The organism is Thalassotalea ganghwensis, from assembly GCF_053485795.1.
The window spans coordinates 1-20,473 of the sequence record NZ_JBQRUM010000006.1; the positions used below are offsets into that span (position 1 = coordinate 1).

Sequence of the window (20,473 nt, forward strand, 5' to 3'; positions counted from 1 at the left end):
TAAGTAAATCGCGAGTGGCGCGCATTTCCTTATCGTAAACGTAGGCCATAGGAAAGTTGCCTCCACGGATAAGTTTAGCGATTTTATACGAGTCAATTTTATCGTTTTTTGCTTTACCGCCATGAATAGCCTTCATATACAACGCATGGCCGAGAATAAAATCAATGTTGTGCTGCTGACAAAAGTCACAGACCCAATACCAGCAGTGCATACATTCTACGCCAATGACAATATTACCAAGGTACGGATTCAACAGCTGCAGTAAAGCAGCGGGGCTATCTTTAATTTTTTGGTGTACGAGGATGACGCCTGTATCATCAATAATACAGACATAAAGTAATCTGGCATGTAAATCGATACCACAATAGTACGGATGCATGTTATTGTAGAAATTCATTGAGCTTTCTCCTATTGGTTTGGTTACCTTGAAGCTTAGTCAATGGCTAGCTTCAAGGAGGAGGCTCAATGAGTATCAAGCACTTCAACAGGACAAATAAAGCTTGGCTCCTGTCGCTGCGCTCCAAATTTTAGCCAAGCTAATTATTTGCCCGTTAAGTGGGCGTTAGTTGCTCCCCCAACCTTGGTGACATCATGACATTATAATGCTATAGTGTTGTTCATTATTTAGGTGGAGCAAAAATATGAGTAATTTATCCAAGCGTTCAACAGTGTATTTTGAACCAGAGATACACCAAGCACTTAAAATTAGAGCCGCATCAGCTCATCTTTCAGTATCGGAAATTATTGATGAAGCAGTTCGTCTATTGATGCGAGAAGACCAAGAAGATTTAGCTGCTGTTTCAGAGCGAGCAAACGAACCTGAGATTTCATATGAAGAATTGCTAAATGATTTAAAATCACATGGCAAAATATAAGATTACTTTCAAGAAGTCGGTAACTAAAGATTTACGGACTATCCCTAAAAGCGATATTAAAAAGATCCTTCATAAAATAGATTCGTTAGCCGAAAACCCTAGAGGTGAAGGCTGTGTCAAACTATCTGGACAAGATAGCTATCGAGTAAGGCAAGGTCTTTATCGAATAATATACGAAATAAGAGATAACTTGCTTGTGGTCAATGTTGTTAAAATAGCCCACAGATCTAGTGTGTATAAGAGCAACTAACAAGAGACTATGGCATCAATAACTCATTTTTAGTTTTTAGCGCTTGCAAGCTGTTTGCTTGATATCTGTTGGTTGAATGATGAAATTTCAGCGTCAAACGGGATGACTAAATTAATAATTTTGATGGTGCGCTTTACAGTTTTTTAATAGCGCGGTGAAATCTTCCATTGAGCGGTCAATATCGGTTTGTGCAATAAATAAATGTGCACCATAAACCCGATGTAACAAAACACACTGATGTAAAAAACCTGCTAACGGGCCTTTTATTTCTTTATCTCCCAACTTAAAACTTTCGAAGTTAATGATCACTTCTTCACGTTTTGCTAGGCCTCTTGAGACACAATAAAGCAACAGCGGCTTTTGTTCGTGAAGGAGGTGGTTGGCTAACCGCGGCGGCATATTGTTGGCAATGTCGGTTAATTGCTCAACACGAATGCCGATATAACCCAATTCTTCCCTAACAATGCCATGGGTATTGGTGATAGGGTAAATATTTCGGATCACTGACCAAGGTAACGACCAACATCCTTTGCGGTGAATAAAGGTCAAAGCTTGCGGGGTAAGATCGAAGCGATAACGAGGCTCAAGTAATTTGCTTGCGCCAATAACAATGGTCACTATCGCGACTAAAGCGGCGAACATCAAAGGGAATTTAGCGTCTTGCCAAAACCATTGGCCGAGCAATAATACGATAAATAGCCCGAAAACACCGACAACCAGCGCAAATCGACCATGCTTGTTAGCATTACCAGCGATGAGTATATGCGGTGAGTTATCCATACATTTTGTTGTTATGTTAGCTGAGTGTTATGCAACAACGTATACCGACACAATCGCATGGTGACAATACACCCATGTAACATCTTATTGGTTTTCGACTATTTTATTAAATACTTCTAATGCTTTTACCGTTTCACCTTGATGCTGGAGTACCTCAGCAAAGGCTTTTAAATCGATGGTATCGTATTGATGCCCGGGTAAGTGCACTAGGCTATTAAACGCTTTTTCTGCCCGATCCCACTCTTTCGATTTTATCGATAGATGTGCTAAGCAACTTAACCATTTTGCACTTTGTGGATCATGATGTAAGTGCTTTTGCACTGCCTGAACTAATTCGTTGCTAACCGTCAGCGGCAATAAGCGTATTTTTTTAATAAACGTTTCATCCGTGCCCTTCTTGACCTTTGGTAATAACAATTTCGTTAATGGTTCACTGACGTGATGATTCGCTAAGGTTTGACAATAGGCAAATAATACGGCATCTCGTTGCTTGACTTTGCTCGCTAATCCTTGCCAGTAGTCATGTAAGGCAAGTTGACTTTTTTCCGAGATCGTTTGTTCAAAAACGCCATTAAAGGCTTGGCTCTCCCAGCGAATGATTTGTTCTTCTGTTAGGGTTTTGCTTTTTCGAGCTTGTTTTAACAAGTTAACCACATGTTGAAAGCGCTTTTCAATTAGGCTTAACGTGATTTCTTGGGCGAGTAACCGATCATCATGGCCAATATGTTTATGGTAATCGTCCAACACTTTTCGAGCACTGGCATATTCTTGATGGTTAAGCAGTAATTTTATCGTGACTAAAATAGCTTCTAAACCATGGTCCTTTAAGTCAGCCGGCTGTTGTTCCAATTGTCCAAGATAATGCTTGGCATTACTCGATAACCCCAGTTTATCAGCGGCGCTCGCGGCCAAAAGATAACTAATATTACTGAGTTTATTGCTTTCGGCGCTGCGACTAAGCAGGTGCTCTGCTTGCGCATAATCTTCAACGATATAAGCAGCGACACCTTTATTAAAATCTCTTAACGCTCTTCGTTGGCTCGCAAAAGCGATCTTATTCCAAGCGCTGAAAGAGAGCTTTAAGCCACCTTTAAATAATTGTATGACCACGAGTAGGAGAAAAAACAAGGTCACTAACATGGCAACCGCGGCGGTTACCGTGGTCTCGCGTGCATTATCGCCCATCTTAATTAAGATATAGCCTTTATCGTCAATTAAGGCAGGAGCGAACGCTATGGTAAGCAGAAAAAGTCCAAGAAGTATGAGAAGCCGTGTCATTAGAGCGCCTCACTTTCTGATGCTGAATCGACCATCGGTGAGCTAGACCCGTTGTTACTTTGCTGCTCTAGTTCATTTAGCTCATTCAGTTGTGTCTGATGACTCATCAATACTCTAATTTCTTGCAACGAGGATAGTTGAGTGGGTAAATCAATATCAACGGCAAGCTGACTCAACGCGTTAATTTGTTCGATAAAGTATGTCGTGTTTTGCTGGCTGGTATCAAAGTACTCATCAATCCATTGGCTTATCTCAGCGAGCGTTTGCTGATAAAGGCCAGTTTGGTGCCGAGCCGCTGCGCCTTGAGCCAAGCTGAGCTTCAATAGAAGGTTTTCTCTTAAATTTTGCTGATATTCAGGTGATAACAACGGCTTAACGTTAACATTAACCGGACGAAGCGTGAAGTATTGCTCGACAAAGTTATCCCAAGTAATTTTTAAGTTTTCACGCCAATCCGCGATATCATTCGATACTTGCTTAGGTTGCTCGCTTGCTTGCTCTTTTTGAATATAAACCAGTGGCAACTGGTAAACCTGCGCACTCAAGGCTTGCAAAGACAAAATGATTTCTTCTATCTCCAACTGAGGTAATACTTTTAAACTATCGATGTCTTGTTTGATATTAAGTCGCAAGGTTAAAAACTTGGGATCATTAAGTTTCTTAATTTGTTTGTCAGCGGCAAGCAACAGTTCAATCGCTTTTGCACTATCCTTTTCTAACCATAAGGTTCTACTGGCGATACGCAGCAAGTATTCGGCTTCATATATCAACCAATCACTGGGTTGATTTTGTTGCAAGCGCGCTATTTGTTGTTCGAGTAAGGCTATTTTTTCATCTCGTGTCACCCATTGTTGCGTTTGTTCAACAAGTGCATCATTGATCGTGTTTCTTAGCGAAACTTCTTGAGCATCGTTCAATTGTTCTACCAGTTGCTCGAGTTTTCTTTCACTTGCTTGTTCAGCTTGAGTTAATTGGGCAAAGCGTTGCTGAATTTGTTGGTTTTGATACCAATATAGCCCCGCTACGCCACCAATACTGCTCAGTGCTATTAATAACGCTAACACCCCTACTTTCGATACCTTGGCTTTAGGGGTTTGATGAGTAGCAGTTGTTGATGATGGTTGATGTTTATTCGATGACACAGGTTTGCCTTTTTGTGCTTGATGTTTTTCGATGGTCGAGCTTGCTGTGGTTTGCTTGTCGTTGGCAGTATCTTCCTCATTCAGCGTTTTATCTTCAAAATCAGTTGATTGCTCTGGCGCTTGCTGAGGTGTTGAAAGGCTTTTGTCTTTTTTATTATCGGTCATCAGTCAAGTCCATATTTAACAAGGTTGTTAGTATTGCTTGGTTAGTCGCGCCATGACAATTAATGACGTTTTGTAACCCGAAATTTTTTGCTTGTAGTGCAATACGTTCACTCGCGACGAGCCACAAGCAATCACAACACCAATGATTATCAGTAATATCAATTAAGTGTACAAGGCTTTTTAATAAAGCGGAACTCGTGACAACAATACAGTTAACGCTTTGCTGCTGCCAGCGCTTTGCCACATCGGCGGGAAAGCTGAGCCATTGTTTTTGATAAACAGGTAAATAGTTTACCGTAGCGCCTGCAGCATTCAGTTGCTTTGCAAGATGCTCTCGACCATCCTCTCCACGAACGATGGTGATTCGCTGCCCTTTTATATTATAAGTCGCCAAATCAGTGAGCGCTAACATACCTTCGCTATCATGTTGCTTAGGACAAATACTTTCAATACCGAGTTCGGTGAGCTTTTGTTGGGTAGTTGGACCAACTGCGATCACGGTTTGTATCGGTGCTAAGGCTAACCATGACGGAAGAGAGAGTGCTTGGTGAGCGTATTCAACCGCAGAAACACTAATAAAAATTAATATTTGCGGTTGCTGCTGTGCTAATTGTTGTTCGATGGTTTGCCTATTGGTAACTGATTGATAGGTAAACATCGGCTGGCACAAGGTAGTAAAACCTTTTGACTGTAATGTTTGTGCTAGTTTTGTGCCTTGTGGTTCTGGGCGCGAAATTAGCACAGTAGCAATGTTATCCACCATAAACACTTTGTAAAATCGTATCGGCACCCTGCTCTAGCAGCTGCTGCGCCAATTGCTCTCCAAGCTGCTCGGCTTGCTCAACATGGCCAGTTACTTCATCTTGTAAAATGGTTGTTCCATCAACAGCACCCACTAAGCCTTTGAGGTGCAGCGTTTCGTCATTGACGATGGCAAAACTACCAATAGGTACTTGGCAGCCTCCTTCGAGCTTTCTATTCATTGCTCGCTCTGCCAGCACTCGATAGCGCGTTGTTTGACAGGCAAGCGGGGCAAGCAACGCTTTAATGTGCTCATCGTCGGCGCGACATTCAATACCAACAGCCCCTTGACCGTTTGCCGGCAACATAACCGTAGGTTCAATAAATTCTTGAATACGCGCTTCCATCTCTAGGCGAATTAAGCCGGCTGCAGCAAGAATTATTGCATCATATTCGCCATTGTCTAATTTCGCTAAACGGGTATTAACATTACCGCGTAGGTCGATAATATTTAAATCAGGACGCATCGCTTTTAATTGGCATTGTCTGCGTAAGCTAGACGTACCCACCGTTGCACCTTGTGGTAATTCTGCCAAGCTGTTGATGGTATTTGAGACAAATGCATCGCGAGGGTCTTCTCGCGGGCAAATCACTTCTAACCCTAACCCTTCAGGAAACTCCACTGGCACATCTTTCATTGAGTGGACGGCAATGTCAGCGCGATTTTCAAGCATGGCTACTTCAAGTTCTTTAACAAACAAGCCTTTACCGCCAACTTTGGCTAACGGTGTATCTAAAATTACGTCACCTTTTGTGGTCATTGGCACCAGTTCAACGGTAATGTCGTGATGATGATGCTCTAGCTGGGCTTTTACATATTCGGCTTGCCACAAGGCAAGTGCGCTTTTTCTTGTTGCAATACGAACAACATTTTTACTCATGATAATTCCTAATTACGACTACTGTGGGCTCAAACTTACATCTGTTTCAGCTTGAGTGCTGACCGCTTTATTGATAAACGCCCAAAATTCTTCGCCGCCACGTTTGTCTATCCATTGCTCGTTTTCGAGGTGAAAGTGATGGCCATTAAATTTAGTCGCGACCCATATTTCATGCAAAGGTGCTTGTTTATTGATAATGATTTTTGAACTATTTTTAAAGGTGAGTGTTAACATGCCGCTCACTCCTTCATAGTCAATATCGACACCACAATCCTCAATCGCTTCTTCAAGCGCTAGTAACAGTTCATCGGCTATAAAATTGTACTGACTATCGTTCATTAATCGTTCCTTTTACAAAAAACACTAAAATCGCGTTTCGTTTCGTTGGTAACATATGGTCAAGCCATTATAAAACGTCTATCATGGGAAAAAAATCGAATTAATCAAATAATGCGTAAACTAAAACTTTCTACATTGACTTTTTTTACATCATTGTTGCTATTAAATGCTTGTGGAATGCCTGGTCCTTTGTATCAAACAGAAAAACAACAGCCAAGTCAAACACAAGACGCCGATAAGACGCAAAAACAAACTCCAGCTGAGGCTAAAAAAGAGGAAGGTCGCTAATGGATTTCTTCAATTATCAGCAACAAGACCTATTCGCTGAGGATGTTGCGGTTGAAGCACTCGCTAAACACTATCAAACGCCATTGTATATTTATTCGCGTAAAACGATCGAACGTCATTGGCATGCCTTTGATCAAGCTGCTGGCGATCACCCGCATATGGTGTGCTATGCTGTTAAAGCCAATAGCAATCTAGCGGTTCTGAATGTTTTAGCAAGGTTAGGCTCTGGCTTTGATATTGTCTCTAAAGGAGAATTGGCTCGGGTGATCGAAGCTGGCGGGGATCCAGCAAAAGTTGTCTTTTCTGGGGTCGCCAAAACCGAAGATGAAATTGCGTTTGCCTTAGAAAAAGGCATTTATTGTTTTAATGTTGAATCAGCGCCTGAATTGGCTCGTATTCAAGCGGTTGCTGCGAGCATGGATAAAGTCGCATCGATTTCATTAAGGGTGAACCCTGATGTCGATGCCGGCACGCATCCTTATATTTCAACTGGTCTGAAAGAAAATAAGTTTGGTGTAAGTATTGATGATGCTATGAATATTTACACGGAAGCCGCATCTTTGCCCAATATTAATATCAAAGGTATTGATTGCCATATTGGTTCTCAACTAACCGAGATAACGCCATTTATCGATGCACTCGACCGATTGTTAGTGATGGTTGATAAACTAGCGGAGCAAGGTATCGTGCTTTCGCATATCGATGTTGGTGGAGGTTTAGGGGTTAATTACCGAGAAGAACAACCGCCACAACCGAGTGCATATGCAAAAGCTATTGTTGAACGATTGGGTGACCGTTCACTCACGCTATTGTTTGAACCTGGACGAGCTATTATGGCTAATGCGGGTATTCTAGTAACTAAGGTTGAATTTTTAAAAGAAAATCAAGGGCGACATTTTGCCATTGTTGATGCGGCAATGAATGATTTGATCAGACCTTCTTTATATCAAGCGTGGCAAAACATCATTCCGGTGAAACAAAATAATGTTGAACCTTCGCGATGTTATGACGTTGTTGGTCCGGTATGTGAAACCAGCGATTTTTTAGGAAAAGAGCGTCAACTAGCGATTAAACAAGGCGACTTGTTAGCGGTGCGTTCATCTGGTGCTTATGGCTTTACCATGAGTTCAAATTACAACTCTCGTCCGCGAGTGGCAGAAGTCATGGTTGATAATGAACAACATTATTTGATCAGAAAACGAGAAACAATAAGTCAATTGTGGCAAGGTGAAGCATTGCTTCCTTGAGTTTGTCCTTAATTGACCGAGAACAAGAATAACATGTTAGTAAACTTTTCAAAGATGCATGGCTTGGGTAATGACTTTATGGTGTTGGATAACGTCACCCAAAATGTGTATTTACCTAATGATCAAATAAGGCGTTTGGCGGACAGAAATTTCGGTATCGGTTTTGACCAGTTATTGGTGGTTGAACCTCCTTATGATCCCGATCTTGATTTCCATTATCGAATTTTTAATGCCGATGGAAGTGAGGTCAGCCAATGCGGTAATGGCGCACGTTGTTTTGCGAAATTTGTTCGCATGAAAGGGTTAACTAATCGCAACAAGATTAGAGTTTCTACCCATGCAGGCAAAATGACATTATTTGTTGAGCGAGATGGTAATGTCACGGTAACCATGCCGATTCCGCAATTTGAACCCGGTAAAATACCGTTCAATGCCAATAAAGCCGAAGGTACTTATATTTTGCGATGCGAAGAGGAAACCGTGCTCTGTGGAGCTGTTTCGATGGGTAATCCTCACTGTGTGATCACTGTTGATTCTATTGATGATGCTCCCGTAGAACGTTTGGGCAAGCAATTGAGTATCCATGAGCGATTTCCGCAGGGAGCTAACGTTGGTTTTATGGAAATTGTCTCTTCCGACAGCATCAAATTGCGTGTTTTTGAACGAGGTGCTGGGGAAACGTTAGCCTGTGGCAGTGGCGCTTGTGCTGCTGTGGTGATAGGTCAACAACAAAATAAACTTGCTAAGCAAGTCATGGTAGATTTACCCGGTGGTAAATTGAAAATATATTGGAAGGGTGTTGGACACCCGGTAAAAATGACTGGCCCAGTAACGCATGTTTTCGATGGACAGTTACATTTATGAGTAATGAAATGAATAACGATACAAACACTTTAGAGCATGAACAATTAGAAGAAATCGCTTTGTCTGATGATATTGTGGTGAGTTTTTTAGAAGATAATCCCGATTTTTTTAATCGTAATCCGTCGTTACTCGCTAGTTTGCGTATTCAAGATAATCAACGCGGAACGGTATCTTTGGTGGAACGCCAACAAACCTTGCTCAGACAAAAAGTTCATGCGCTTGAAGACGAAATTACGGAATTAATGTCAGTTGCTAACCAAAATGAGCAATTGTTTGTCTTGTACAGTGATCTTTATTTGCGTTTGATTGATTGCCAAGATGGCGCAGAATTGCTGGATTGTTTGCATCAAGCGACAACTGAGCTGTTATCGTTGTCTGATTTAAAGTTATGGCTAACTCGCCCTACTGAATTAGCACACCCAGTGATCACAACAGCCGATTGTAAAGGTATCGTTTCTGATCGACTCGACAATGAGACTTATTATTTTGGTCGTTTACAACAAAAAGAACAGCAGCTTATTTTTTCAGAAACCCAAACCGGTTCGGTTGTTTTGATAAAGCTTATGCATTTGGACAAAACGTTGGGATTTTTAGCTATCAGTAGTCAAGATGCCGATCACTTTGATCCGCGTATGGATACGTTATTAATCGGTCAGTTTACGCGTTTGATTGCCAAGTTAATTGCAAAGCATCTTTATAGCGTTGGTTAAGTTTTGAAGTTCTTTCGTCGGTTATTGCCAATTAAAGCAATAAGTTTTGACTTAGATGATACTTTATATAGCAACTATCCGGTGATGTTGGCTACTGATAGCGCGATGACGCGCTATTTTTCTAAGTGCCTTCCGAAGCAATCTCAAGCGTATGACCACCATTATTGGTTTGTTATTCGTAAGCAGCTTCTGCAGCAATATCCGCATTGGTCTCATGATGTTGGCTTTCTGCGCGAGCAAGTCTATTTTCATGGCCTTAAAGCCTTAGGGTTTGATGAGCATCAAGCGCAGTCGATGGCTAGCGATGCCATGGCGCATTTTTTACATCACCGCAGTAATTTTCAGGTGCCAAAAAGTGTTCACCAGCTACTCGAACAACTCCGTCAACACTATCCCATTGTTGCGATTAGTAATGGTAATGTCGATACTGAAAAAATTGGTATTCGCGACTATTTCACTGATATTTTCCACGCTGATTTAACCCAAAAGCAAAAGCCAAGTCCTGATATGTTTTACAAAGCTTGTCAAAAACTGGGTATTGCAGCTCGGGAGTTACTTCATGTCGGTGATTGTGGGCGCAGTGATATTTATGGGGCTATTATGGCGGGTTGCCAAACTGCATGGGTATCAAGTTATGATGTTGGCAAACCACTATCTATTTTACCTAATTGCGAATTAACAGACGTTGAAGAGTTAGCTTTATTGGTAAATCGCTAAGCGTATCGGCAAGTGATACGGTCGCAATTTTTGTTGCCTCAGGTATAATCGCATCATTACCTTCGCTTAAGAATAATAATGCTATTATGGATGTCTCCCAGTTACTCGATTCTCTCAATGATAAACAACGTGATGTTGTCGCTGCACCACTACAAAACATGCTGGTTTTGGCCGGTGCAGGTAGCGGTAAGACACGAGTCTTGGTGCAACGTATCGCTTGGTTGATGAAAGTCGAACAGGTTTCTCCTCATAGTATTTTAGCGGTGACTTTTACCAATAAAGCGGCGGCTGAGATGCGCTCTAGAGTTGAACACGTGGCCGGCGGTAATGTCCACGGTATGTGGATAGGCACATTCCATGGATTAGCGCATCGGTTATTGCGTATGCACTTTCAAGAAGCCAACTTACCGCAAAGTTTTCAAGTGTTAGATTCTGATGATCAGCTGCGCTTAGTCAAACGAGTGATCCGCTCACTCAACCTTGATGAAAAACGCTGGCCTGCAAAGCAGATGCAATGGTACATCAATGGTAAAAAAGACGAGGGCCTGCGCCCTCAGCATATTGAAACTCACTTTGATCCAACGGAAGAAACCTTTGTTAAAGTGTATCAAGGTTATCAAGAGGCGTGTGATCGTGCCGGTTTGGTTGACTTTGCTGAGTTATTGTTAAGAGCCCATGAATTGTGGTTGAACAATCCGATATTACTGCAACATTACCAGCAACGTTTTCGTCATATCTTGGTTGACGAGTTTCAAGATACCAATGCCATTCAATATGCGTGGCTTACTTTACTTGGTAAAGCGCAAAGTCAGGTCATGATCGTCGGTGATGATGACCAATCAATATATGGCTGGCGTGGTGCGAAGATAGAGAATATTCAGCGCTTTTTAGATGATTTTCCGTCGGCGCAAACCATCAGGTTAGAGCAAAACTATCGTTCAACCGCTAATATACTTAATGCGGCCAACAAATTAATTGCCAACAATAATAATCGCTTGGGCAAAGAGCTCTGGACTGAAGATAATGACGGCGAAAAAATTTCTATTTACACCGCGTTTAATGAGATTGATGAAGCAAGATTTATAGCGGGTCGTATCAATGATTGGCGTGATGGCAGTGGTACTTTAGATGAAGTCGCTATTCTATATCGAAGCAATGCACAATCACGCTTATTGGAAGAAGCGCTCATCCAAGCCCAGTTGCCGTATCGGATTTATGGCGGTTTGCGCTTTTTTGAACGTCAAGAGATCAAAGATGCGTTAGCCTATTTGCGTTTAATCAATAATCGTGATGATGACGCCGCGTTTGAACGTATTATCAATACACCAACTCGTGGTATTGGTAATACCACGCTGTCTTTAGTGCGCGATGCTGCTCGTAGCTTGCAATTAACCTTATGGCAAACCTGTCAGCATTTACTAGAGCATCAAGAATTGAAAGGCCGTAGCGCCAAAGTCATTACCCAGTTTATTCAGCTGATTGAGCAGTTAGAAGACGATTCTTGTCACCTCGATTTAGATCAACAAGCTAATTTTGTCATTCAGCACAGTGGCTTAAAAGCCATGTATCAAGCTGAAAAAGGTGAACGAGCCCAAGCGCGGATCGAAAACTTAAATGAACTCGTAACTGCATGCCAGACATTTGAAATGGAGCCGGAGTTAGAAGAAGAGCAAACGAAATTGACCGCTTTTTTAACTCATGCTGCGCTTGAATCCGGTGAATCTCAAGCTGATGCTTATGAGCCAGCGGTGCAACTGATGACCATGCATTCAGCCAAAGGCTTAGAATTCCCGTTGGTATTTATTGCCGGCCTTGAGGAAGGAATGTTTCCATCTCAACAATCTGTCGAAGAAATAGGGCGTTTAGAGGAAGAACGACGCCTGTGTTATGTCGGTATGACCAGGGCCATGCAAAAACTGTATTTATGTCACGCAGAAAGTCGGCGTTTATATGGGCAAGAGAAGTTTCATCCACCTAGCCGTTTTCTAAAAGAGCTGCCCGAAGCTTGTGTTGAAGATATTCGTATGCGCAATCAAGTCTCTCGCCCTGCAACGACCGGGCGTTTCTCTAATACGATAACCTTGGAAACTTTTGAAAATAGTGGCTTTAAATTGGGACAGTCAGTATTGCATCCTAAGTTTGGTGAGGGGGTGGTATTGAACTATGAAGGGAGTGGCGCACAGAGTCGAGTTCAAGTAAATTTTTCACAAGTAGGTAGCAAATGGCTGGTAGTAGCCTATGCTAATTTACAGGCGATATAAAAATGTAAGGCTTGCGAATGACAAAAAAGTTGCTGGTGGTTGAAGATAGTAAAGCGATTGCAAATGTAATAAAGCAGATTGGACAATCGGTAGGTTTTGAGGTGACTATTGCTGAAAGCATCGCGCAACTTGAAGATGTTTTACAAGGGAACCAACATTATTTCGCAGCGACAATAGATTACTCTTTACCTGATGGTCCCGATGGTGAAGCCATAGAATGTGTACTTTCACGTCGTATCCCTGGCATTGTAATGACAGGTAAGATGGATGATGAAACCCGACAAAAAATCTTATCTCAGCCGGTTGTCGATTATATTCCTAAAGAAAATAGCCAAGCTTACATGTACCTTAAGCGCATTTTATCGTGGTTAATGGTGAACAATAACATTGGTATTTTAGTGGTAGATGACTCTCGCGCCTCACGTAACTATATTGTTGAATTACTCAAACGAAGAAATTACACCGTTTATATTGCTGACAGTGGCAAAAAAGCGTTAGAGATATTAAAGCAGTCTTCCAACATTAAAATGGTGATCACAGATTTAGAAATGCCCGAAATGGATGGTATTGCGTTAACCAATGAAATACGTCGGCATTTTAGCCGTGAAAATATTGCCATCATAGGAGTTTCAGGCGCAGAAACCGGTTCACACACGGCGCGCTTTATTAAAAATGGCGCAGATGACTTCCTTCGTAAACCTTTTTGCCTAGAAGAGTTTTATTGTCGTATTACTCAACATATTGAAAATATAGATAATATCGAAAGAATCAAACAAGCTGCACTGACAGATTACCTAACAGAACTGCCCAACCGTCGCGCATTTTTTCAACAGGCTGAAGGGTGCATTCAACGGTTTATTAAAAAGCAAACCTCATACTGTTTAGCGATGTTAGATATTGATTTTTTTAAAAAAGTGAATGATACCTATGGTCATGACGCGGGCGATCATATCTTAAAGATAACGGCGCTGTATTTACGGCGCTATTTTGGCAGTGGTTTGGTTGCCAGACTTGGTGGTGAAGAATTTGTGATTCTATTTGCGGGTTCAGATGAACATATGATCCAACAGAAGCTTAATGAGTTTCGTTTGGAAATTGCCAATAACACCATGCCGTATGAAGAAAAAGAAATTAATTTTACGGTCAGTATTGGCGTTGTATTTAATAGTCAGGCCCCGTTAACCGTACAGCTGAATTTAGCGGATGAGGCCTTGTATAAAGCAAAAGCTGGCGGTCGAAATAAAATAGTTGAAGCTTAAAAGCTTAGCGTTGCTTCGAGTGTATACCAGCGTTTAGGTTTCGGATAAGGAAAAAGCGTCGTCCCACCTTGGCGATAGTCACGATTGAAAAGGTTTTCAACTGAAAACCTAACTGAAAAATGTTTGGATAATTGATAGGTGAGATTGGTGTTTATTACCCAACTCGCGCCTTCATAGTGCTTGGGTGCTTGGTAACTTACCCCTTCCATTGGAAATGGGTCGATTACTCTTCTGCCATCTTGTTGAATATTGATCGGGGTAAACTGTTTGCCGATATATCTCGCGCCAAGATAAATGGCGGTACTATCGGTTAATTGATGGCTAACATTAATATTTCCGGTTATCTTTGGCACATTGGCGATATAACCATGGTGGCTTGCTATCAATTCGCTTTCTGTCGCTTCTCTAAAGGTTAAATTGGCGTGAATCTTAGTTCGGCTGCCAATGTAAGCAAATTCTTGCTCGACGCCCCAACTGTTGAGCTTTCCAGCATTGCTATAATTATTGTCGATAGCATTGTTATCTCTAAAAATAACATTGCTGGATTGGTCATAAAACAATGTTGACGATAGCTGCACATTTAATGACGGTAAGGTCACACTATGAGAAAACTGCCACGCACTCAGCTTCTCTGGCTTTAGCGTTTTAGCACCTTTAAAAGACGCTAAGTTTGAAAAACGATTCCAATAGGTTGCATCCACAAACGCTTCTGAGTAGGAAAGCTTAACATTGGCATTGTCTCGATTATAAACCAGAGCTAATCTAGGACTAAACTCCTCGATATTCGCGGTCGCTTTTCGATCTTTTTTATCATAACGAATACCAAGATTAAGATCCCATAGCTGGTCAATTGAATGTTGCAATTGCCCAAAGAGAGAATAGTTACTCTCTCGGCCACTGGGTAAAACATTGTTTAAGGTGTCATTAAAGCTAAAGCTATTCTTGGCGAGTGGAAAGTCGGCTCCATAGACTTTAAATGCTTCTACTTGACCACCGAATAGTAAGCTACTGTGTGAAAAACTAGTCTCTATGGTTGATATCAACCCTTGAGTTACCTCTTTCCATGAGGGCGCAACAACAACTGGCGCGATGGGCTCAATCACTGCCATTGTGTCAGCTTGAAAGTTATCTACGTAAAGTTGCGTTTTTTGCTGCCACCCAAAGAGGATATGGTTAAACGCGTATTCAAAGTGGTTGGCAGTGTACCCGAAACCTGGACCTGTACCGTCAAGCTTTTCAATTTTGTCATAGTCATATGGCTCACCCGTTAGGCCTGCTCCCGAAAATGGTTCGATGTAATGTGCTCTGCGGCTGTTAAAGAAAATATTGCCCCAATTTGATGCGATGGTTAAGCCAAGATCAAAAGGGGTTTTATCCTTGATGCCGTTGATAATTGCGTTATTGTTTGACTGAGGTTGCCTACTGTAAACATTTTCAGCTGAGAATGCTCGATGCTCACCTTTACTTTGGTAGGTATTTGCCCAAATAACGAAGCCAGTATCAGCAACTTTTTCACCCGCTAACAACGAAACTCCTCGCTGTCCATGGTTCCCTGCCAAGAGCTTGACTTGATTATTGGGGATCTCATTGGTGCTTTTAAGACGGATATTGATAGTAGCTGTTAAGGAAACATTTCCATAAAGTGCAGAAGCAGGGCCTCTAAGTACTTCTATTTGTTTAATTTTATCCAGTGATATACTGTGATCTGGTGAAGCCATTGAATAACTGTAACTGTTCATCCGATGGCCGTTAATTAAAATTAAAATCTTTTGTTGAGCTGAGGTATAAATTCCACGTGCCGCAACATTGATTTCGTTTTGATCTTCAATATCGGTAAAGCCTGGCACATAGCTGAGTAAGAGTTGCTTTAAAGAAGTAGCCCCACTGGCATTGATCATTTGCTCATTGATAATGGTTACTGGGACCGGCGCTTTAGAAACGGTTTCTTCTTTTAACGAGGCGACGGTAATCTTGGTATTAAGTAATTGATCAAGCGAAAGATCAAGCAAATCAGGAGCTAATTGATTTGCCATAACGCTGTTTAGCGATAAGGGAAAAACAATGGCAGAAATCAATTTTGCGGGAGAATAGCGAAACGTCATGAAAATACAGCTAGAAATTTTGATGTAGATTAACGTGATAGCGAAAAATAATCAATTAGGTGGTGATTTGTTTGACAAAAAACCGTATTGTTGCATTATCAAGGATAAATTTCTGATTACACAGATACTTTGCATGGTTAGATTTAGGCGTTTATGTAACGTAGTTATATTAATTGGGTTAAGCAGTATACTGCTTAACAGCATCGCCATGGCAAAGCCACAACTTAGTGGTGCACAGGTAAAGGCGGCTTACTTATTTAATTTTTTAAAAAAAGTCAGCTGGCCAGAACAGTCAGAAAAGAAAAACTATCGGCTAACGTTATATGGTGATGGTAAAGAGTCTAATACCATTAAAAGCGTATTAACTGGGCAGTCTGTCAATGGCCTGCTGATTATTGTTGAACAAACTAAAAAGCTCGAACAACTTAAAGCATCAGATTTAGTTTTTATTAATCAGCAATATAACGAGCAGGTTGCTGACATAGCGGCGCAACTTCGCAAAACAAGTACATTATTGGTCACTGATAATAGCGCTGACCGTCATAATGTTATGATTAACCTTACCTTTAATCCTGAAACCTCAGCGATGTCATTTGAGGTCAATAAATCTAATATAATCTTTGAAGGTTTATCAATGTCACCAGAGCTACTATTGCTTGGGGGGACTGAACTAGACGTTGCGACCTTGTATCGAGAAAGTGAGCTTGCTTTACAACAGATTAAACAGCGAGAGCTGACGTTAACGGCGCAACTCAATGAGCAACAACAACAGTTTTTAGCAACGCAGAAAAAGTTAGCGCAGCTAAATGCATCGCTTGCTGAGCGTGAGCAAGTCGCCAAGCAAAGGCAAGAAGAGCTGCAGCGATTGAAAGAGAGTATTGAACAGCAAAAAGAAGCGTTAAATGATCGCGAAAAACTATTAGATAACGTTAGTCAGCAATTAGCGCAAGCAAGAGAAAGTTTAGCTAAGCAAACCCAAACCGCAGAAGAACAAGCGGCGGTTAACCAACAATTAGCAACACGAATTGAAATTAATAGACAAACGTTAGATATTCAAGAACAACAAATAGCCAAGCAAGGCTCACAGCTCAATAAAAAGAATCAACAGATTGCTCAAGGGCAAGAACTCATTGATCAGCAAAAGTTTTATTTATCTGTGTTAGCGGTGCTGACGGCGATCACCTTGCTTTTCTTAATTGTTGCATTACGGCTATTCTTTAAAAATAGGAAAACAACGGCTAAGCTCAGCAATACCTTAGCAAATTTGCAGAACATGCAAGAACAGCTAGTCCAATCTGAAAAACTGGCATCATTAGGTAAGTTGACCGCCGGCGTTGCCCATGAAATTAACACGCCACTTGGTATTGCGGTTACGTCAACGAGTGCAGTACTTGAACAGACTGAAGAAATAGTTCAAAGCTTTGATAGTAACAGCTTGTCAAAGAGCAAAGTAAAACGTTATCTCGACAATGTAAAAGAAGCGTCGGTATTAAATACTTCTTCGTTAGAGCGGGTAATTGAATTGTTGAACAACTTTAAGCAAGTTGCTGCAGATCATGTCGTCGGTGAAGAAAGAGAATTCGATATTGTTGAGTATATCGTTGAAATTATGCAAACATTTTCAGCGGAGCTTAAACGTCACCATGTTAAATTTAATATCGACGCCGATGGCGAGATTAAAATTAGTACTTACCCAGGGGCAATCGCTCAAGTGATCACGAATTTAGTGACTAACTCCATTCGTCATGGTTTTGAAGGACGAGAAAACTGTCAAATCACTATTAAGGTATCTCAAGGTAGTAAAGGTGTAGAGCTTCGTTATATCGATAATGGTAGCGGGATGTCCCAAGAAGTATTAAGAAACGTTTTTGAGCCTTTTTACACAACAAAGCGTAATAGTGGCGGTACTGGTTTGGGTATGAACATTGTTTACAACGTCATCAGCCAAAAGCTAAAAGGCACTATTGAAGTGACTAGTGAGCTTGATAAAGGGGTTTGTTTTGATATTCTCCTACCCCGTCAATTGTCTTAGTGCTGTTTAATTAAGATTATCAAGCGCACTGATGATAATGGTAGCGTTATGCTGCCGCTCCTCTTAATCTCTTTTTGCGTCTATTTAACGAATCAGTGCTGTAGATTAATAGTGCAAACCAGATAAATACAAAGGTAACCAATTTAGCTGTTTCCAAGGGTTCTTGATAGTAAAAGGTTGCCAGCACAAACATAATACTTGGCCCAATATATTGGAAAAAGCCTAACGTTGACAACGACAGTCGTTTTGCTGCAGCAGTAAAACACAGTAAAGGCGCTGTTGTCACCACACCTGCGAACGCTAAACTGATATTCAGTGTCCAAGTATTCGTTAGTAAGTTACTGGTTGACGACTCAACAAAAAAGAACCAATAAATAAGTGCAATTGGCAGCATCAGTAATGATTCAACTAACAGCCCAACAAAGGTGTCTACGGCTATTTTTTTTCGCAATAGACCATAAATGCCAAATGTTCCTGCCAAGGCTAATGAAATTACCGGTACAGAGCCTAGTGTAACCAACTGAATTAGCACGCCAACAATGGCGAGGAAAACAGCAAATAATTGCCAACGACTTAAACGCTCACTAAGAAAGAGCATTCCTAGCGCAACACTGAATAAGGGATTGATAAAATAGCCTAAACTCGCGTCAAGTAAGTGATCATTGTTAACAGCCCAAATAAACAAAAACCAATTAACGCCAAGAAAACTCGCCGTGATGGTGAGTCGGATTAAAACGTGTTTTGCTTCTGTTAATAGGTTGACGATAACACGGCCTTTACCGATGGCAATAACGATAAAGAACAATAAGACACACGACCACAATACGCGATGCACCATGATTTCATCGGCGGTTACCTCGCTGATTAACTTAAAATAGATTGGGGCTAATCCCCAAAGTAGGTAAGCCGAAACGGCGCTAATGATGCCATTTCGATGATCTGGTGGGGAAATTTGTGTGCTCATGGAATGACATTACAATTAAAGACATTATTATATCAAGATGTCTAACCAACAGCACAATAATATCACTGCTATTTTATTGTACTATAGTGTTAAGACGTAAAGGCAACAGAACATTATTGTAAATATTTCGCTATACGATAAAGTCAAATATTGTCGAGTTCCTTCACAGCCTTGTGGTTAATGTTTATTTGGGGCGTTACTCACATAGGCTTTTGCTTATTTGACATCACTGAGTAATGTTCAAACCGCTGAAATGCTACCAATACTTGCTGCTGATTGTAGACAACAAACACAGTCAATAGACGCTAACTACCACCAAGTAAATCTAGCCCAATATCAGTTACTTCATTGACCAAATCGGGTAGTGGTGACTTTTTGTCAAGGTTGAGCAGCGACTCAAAATTAAAGCGTGGCCAACCATCAAAAAGATACTTAGCAATTTCACAGCGTAATTCGTTATACGACAGTTCAACTCCGTCTTGTTGAGTTGACTTAGCAAATTCGTCTACCGTGCAAAACATTGCGTAGGCATAGTGTATATCTAGGTTAGTTTCGAATGTTGATAAGTAAATGGTGTTAATATCAACAACTGAATAAACCTCTTTTTTACCATAGGCTTTAATAAGCTTTTTAGGCAGTTCTGTTGCGATGGCCTTAATAGTACTGTTACTAAATAAAGCGTCAAACATGAGCGAATTCCTTACGATTTTTTATCCCTTATGGCGACAGGTAAATGATAGTTAATATACAGCACTCTTTTTAGGTGTTAAGCACCTTTATAGTGATACGATAAGTAGCGCGGGTAAAAAGCTCAAGGTGCTTATGATAAGAACAAAAGATGATTCAAAATCTGCTTTTTCTTGTGCCGTTTTTTTCTTCCACCATATTGTTATCGATTTTTTCATATGCTCTCCTTTAGCGTCATTTAGCCTTTTAGTCGAATTGCATTGTGATTTATTACAAAAACGTTTAAAAAACTTACTGGATTGACGCATCAACACGCTCTAGTAGTTTTTAAGGTGATATATCGCGTTTAATAGCCCTAACGGAAATTAACCGACCAAATAAGTACCGGTACCAAAAGCAATATGGGCATTATCTTGATTATGAAGTTCCATGCGAGCAACAGCCACTTTACTGCCGCTGCGAATAATTTTGGCGGTAGCGATAAATTCATCACCTTTGCCGGGTCTAAGATAATCGGTTCGCAGATCTATGGTACTCAATTTACTAAGACTTTTTTCGATGTTGTCTGGAGTAGGGTTATCTAATTGTTTAATTATATTGGCTGCTGCCACTACCCCACCAACAAGATCTAATGCTGCTGCGGCGACCCCGCCATGCAAAATCTTTTGCATGGGGTTACCAATCAGAGCGTCTTGCCAAAGAAATCGTACTTCGGATTCATGATAATTAAACTTGGTTACCCTTAAACCGAGTAATCGGTTAAAAGGCATCCCATTTGTCCAAAAATCAGCAATCTGTTGAAATATTTCTGAATCATTCATAATCTAATAA

22 protein-coding genes are annotated in these 20,473 nt (G+C 41.0%); 10 read left to right on the forward strand and 12 right to left on the reverse strand.

Annotated features, from left to right (window positions below; genetic code table 11):
- Nucleotides 1–397: IS110 family transposase (locus ACSLUH_RS07555; RefSeq protein WP_448565700.1), on the reverse strand; the 397-nt coding region annotated here is incomplete at its 3' end.
- Nucleotides 398–641: 244 nt separating this feature from the next.
- Between ACSLUH_RS07555 and ACSLUH_RS07560 the strand changes: the two genes are divergently transcribed.
- Both ACSLUH_RS07560 and ACSLUH_RS07565 read left to right on the forward strand, forming a co-directional pair.
- A complete protein-coding gene (locus ACSLUH_RS07560) occupies nucleotides 642–875 on the forward strand; it encodes an RH3 domain-containing protein (protein ID WP_448565701.1) in 234 nt (77 codons plus the stop codon).
- Nucleotides 862–1,125 carry a type II toxin-antitoxin system RelE family toxin gene (locus tag ACSLUH_RS07565; protein ID WP_448565702.1) on the forward strand — a complete coding sequence of 88 codons (264 nt, stop codon included), beginning with the start codon at nucleotides 862–864 and terminating at the stop codon, nucleotides 1,123–1,125. The genes ACSLUH_RS07560 and ACSLUH_RS07565 overlap by 14 nt, the downstream gene beginning before the upstream one ends.
- 111 nt (nucleotides 1,126–1,236) lie before the next feature.
- Here ACSLUH_RS07565 and ACSLUH_RS07570 read toward each other — a convergent pair whose 3' ends face one another.
- From ACSLUH_RS07570 to cyaY, 6 genes are all read right to left on the reverse strand, one after another.
- Nucleotides 1,237–1,905, reverse strand: a complete 669-nt coding sequence (locus ACSLUH_RS07570) for a DUF2982 domain-containing protein (RefSeq protein ID WP_448565703.1) — start codon at nucleotides 1,903–1,905, stop codon at nucleotides 1,237–1,239.
- Nucleotides 1,906–1,989: 84 nt separating this feature from the next.
- Nucleotides 1,990–3,183: a heme biosynthesis HemY N-terminal domain-containing protein gene (locus ACSLUH_RS07575; protein WP_448565704.1), complete on the reverse strand. Its 1,194-nt coding sequence runs from the start codon at nucleotides 3,181–3,183 to the stop codon at nucleotides 1,990–1,992.
- On the reverse strand, nucleotides 3,183–4,490 hold the full coding sequence (locus tag ACSLUH_RS07580; protein WP_448565705.1) for a uroporphyrinogen-III C-methyltransferase: 1,308 nt from the start codon (nucleotides 4,488–4,490) through the stop codon (nucleotides 3,183–3,185). Before ACSLUH_RS07580 ends, ACSLUH_RS07575 begins: the two co-directional genes overlap by 1 nt.
- The gene (locus tag ACSLUH_RS07585) at nucleotides 4,480–5,253 is read right to left on the reverse strand and encodes a uroporphyrinogen-III synthase (RefSeq protein ID WP_448565706.1); all 774 of its coding nucleotides are present in this window, start codon (nucleotides 5,251–5,253) and stop codon (nucleotides 4,480–4,482) included. The genes ACSLUH_RS07580 and ACSLUH_RS07585 overlap by 11 nt, the downstream gene beginning before the upstream one ends.
- Complete coding sequence (gene hemC / locus ACSLUH_RS07590; protein ID WP_448565707.1) at nucleotides 5,243–6,172, reverse strand: hydroxymethylbilane synthase; 930 nt, start codon at nucleotides 6,170–6,172, stop codon at nucleotides 5,243–5,245. The genes ACSLUH_RS07585 and hemC overlap by 11 nt, the downstream gene beginning before the upstream one ends.
- Before the next feature lie 18 nt (nucleotides 6,173–6,190).
- Complete coding sequence (cyaY, locus tag ACSLUH_RS07595; RefSeq protein WP_448565708.1) at nucleotides 6,191–6,511, reverse strand: iron donor protein CyaY; 321 nt, start codon at nucleotides 6,509–6,511, stop codon at nucleotides 6,191–6,193.
- Between the two features lie 111 nt (nucleotides 6,512–6,622).
- On the opposite strand from cyaY, the gene ACSLUH_RS07600 reads away from it, so the two are divergent.
- The 7 genes from ACSLUH_RS07600 (at nucleotide 6,623) to ACSLUH_RS07630 (ending at nucleotide 13,857) form a co-directional block, all read left to right on the forward strand.
- Nucleotides 6,623–6,799, forward strand: coding sequence for a hypothetical protein (locus ACSLUH_RS07600; RefSeq protein WP_448565709.1), 177 nt, complete (start codon nucleotides 6,623–6,625; stop codon nucleotides 6,797–6,799).
- Nucleotides 6,799–8,046 carry a diaminopimelate decarboxylase gene (lysA, locus tag ACSLUH_RS07605; RefSeq protein WP_448565710.1) on the forward strand — a complete coding sequence of 416 codons (1,248 nt, stop codon included), beginning with the start codon at nucleotides 6,799–6,801 and terminating at the stop codon, nucleotides 8,044–8,046. The genes ACSLUH_RS07600 and lysA overlap by 1 nt, the downstream gene beginning before the upstream one ends.
- A 33-nt stretch (nucleotides 8,047–8,079) precedes the next feature.
- Nucleotides 8,080–8,910 (forward strand): diaminopimelate epimerase, encoded by an 831-nt coding sequence (gene dapF, locus ACSLUH_RS07610; protein WP_448565711.1) that lies wholly within the window; start codon nucleotides 8,080–8,082, stop codon nucleotides 8,908–8,910.
- An 8-nt stretch (nucleotides 8,911–8,918) separates the two neighbouring features.
- Entirely contained in the window at nucleotides 8,919–9,620 is a 702-nt protein-coding gene (locus tag ACSLUH_RS07615) for a DUF484 family protein (RefSeq protein ID WP_448565712.1), read from the forward strand.
- A gap of 3 nt (nucleotides 9,621–9,623) precedes the next feature.
- Nucleotides 9,624–10,337, forward strand: coding sequence for an HAD-IA family hydrolase (locus tag ACSLUH_RS07620; protein WP_448565713.1), 714 nt, complete (start codon nucleotides 9,624–9,626; stop codon nucleotides 10,335–10,337).
- Between the two features lie 86 nt (nucleotides 10,338–10,423).
- Nucleotides 10,424–12,598, forward strand: a complete 2,175-nt coding sequence (gene uvrD / locus ACSLUH_RS07625) for a DNA helicase II (protein WP_448565714.1) — start codon at nucleotides 10,424–10,426, stop codon at nucleotides 12,596–12,598.
- 17 nt (nucleotides 12,599–12,615) lie between these two features.
- Nucleotides 12,616–13,857 (forward strand): diguanylate cyclase, encoded by a 1,242-nt coding sequence (locus tag ACSLUH_RS07630; RefSeq protein WP_448565715.1) that lies wholly within the window; start codon nucleotides 12,616–12,618, stop codon nucleotides 13,855–13,857.
- Here ACSLUH_RS07630 and ACSLUH_RS07635 read toward each other — a convergent pair.
- Nucleotides 13,854–15,959 carry a TonB-dependent receptor gene (locus tag ACSLUH_RS07635; RefSeq protein WP_448565716.1) on the reverse strand — a complete coding sequence of 702 codons (2,106 nt, stop codon included), beginning with the start codon at nucleotides 15,957–15,959 and terminating at the stop codon, nucleotides 13,854–13,856. The two genes, ACSLUH_RS07630 and ACSLUH_RS07635, sit on opposite strands and share 4 nt — an antisense overlap.
- A gap of 208 nt (nucleotides 15,960–16,167) precedes the next feature.
- Between ACSLUH_RS07635 and ACSLUH_RS07640 the strand changes: the two genes are divergently transcribed.
- Entirely contained in the window at nucleotides 16,168–17,991 is a 1,824-nt protein-coding gene (locus ACSLUH_RS07640) for a YfiR/HmsC family protein (protein ID WP_448565717.1), read from the forward strand.
- A 46-nt stretch (nucleotides 17,992–18,037) separates the two neighbouring features.
- Here the strand turns inward: ACSLUH_RS07640 and rarD are convergent, their stop codons facing one another.
- The 4 genes from rarD to ACSLUH_RS07660 all read right to left on the reverse strand — a co-directional run bounded on the left by rarD (nucleotide 18,038) and on the right by ACSLUH_RS07660 (nucleotide 20,463).
- A complete protein-coding gene (gene rarD / locus ACSLUH_RS07645; protein ID WP_448565718.1) occupies nucleotides 18,038–18,955 on the reverse strand; it encodes an EamA family transporter RarD in 918 nt (305 codons plus the stop codon).
- A 305-nt stretch (nucleotides 18,956–19,260) separates the two neighbouring features.
- Nucleotides 19,261–19,644, reverse strand: coding sequence for a DUF6559 family protein (locus tag ACSLUH_RS07650; protein ID WP_448565719.1), 384 nt, complete (start codon nucleotides 19,642–19,644; stop codon nucleotides 19,261–19,263).
- An 87-nt stretch (nucleotides 19,645–19,731) separates the two neighbouring features.
- A complete protein-coding gene (locus tag ACSLUH_RS07655; protein ID WP_448565720.1) occupies nucleotides 19,732–19,860 on the reverse strand; it encodes a hypothetical protein in 129 nt (42 codons plus the stop codon).
- Between the two features lie 147 nt (nucleotides 19,861–20,007).
- A complete protein-coding gene (locus tag ACSLUH_RS07660) occupies nucleotides 20,008–20,463 on the reverse strand; it encodes a thioesterase family protein (protein WP_448565721.1) in 456 nt (151 codons plus the stop codon).
- Nucleotides 20,464–20,473 lie beyond the last annotated feature (10 nt).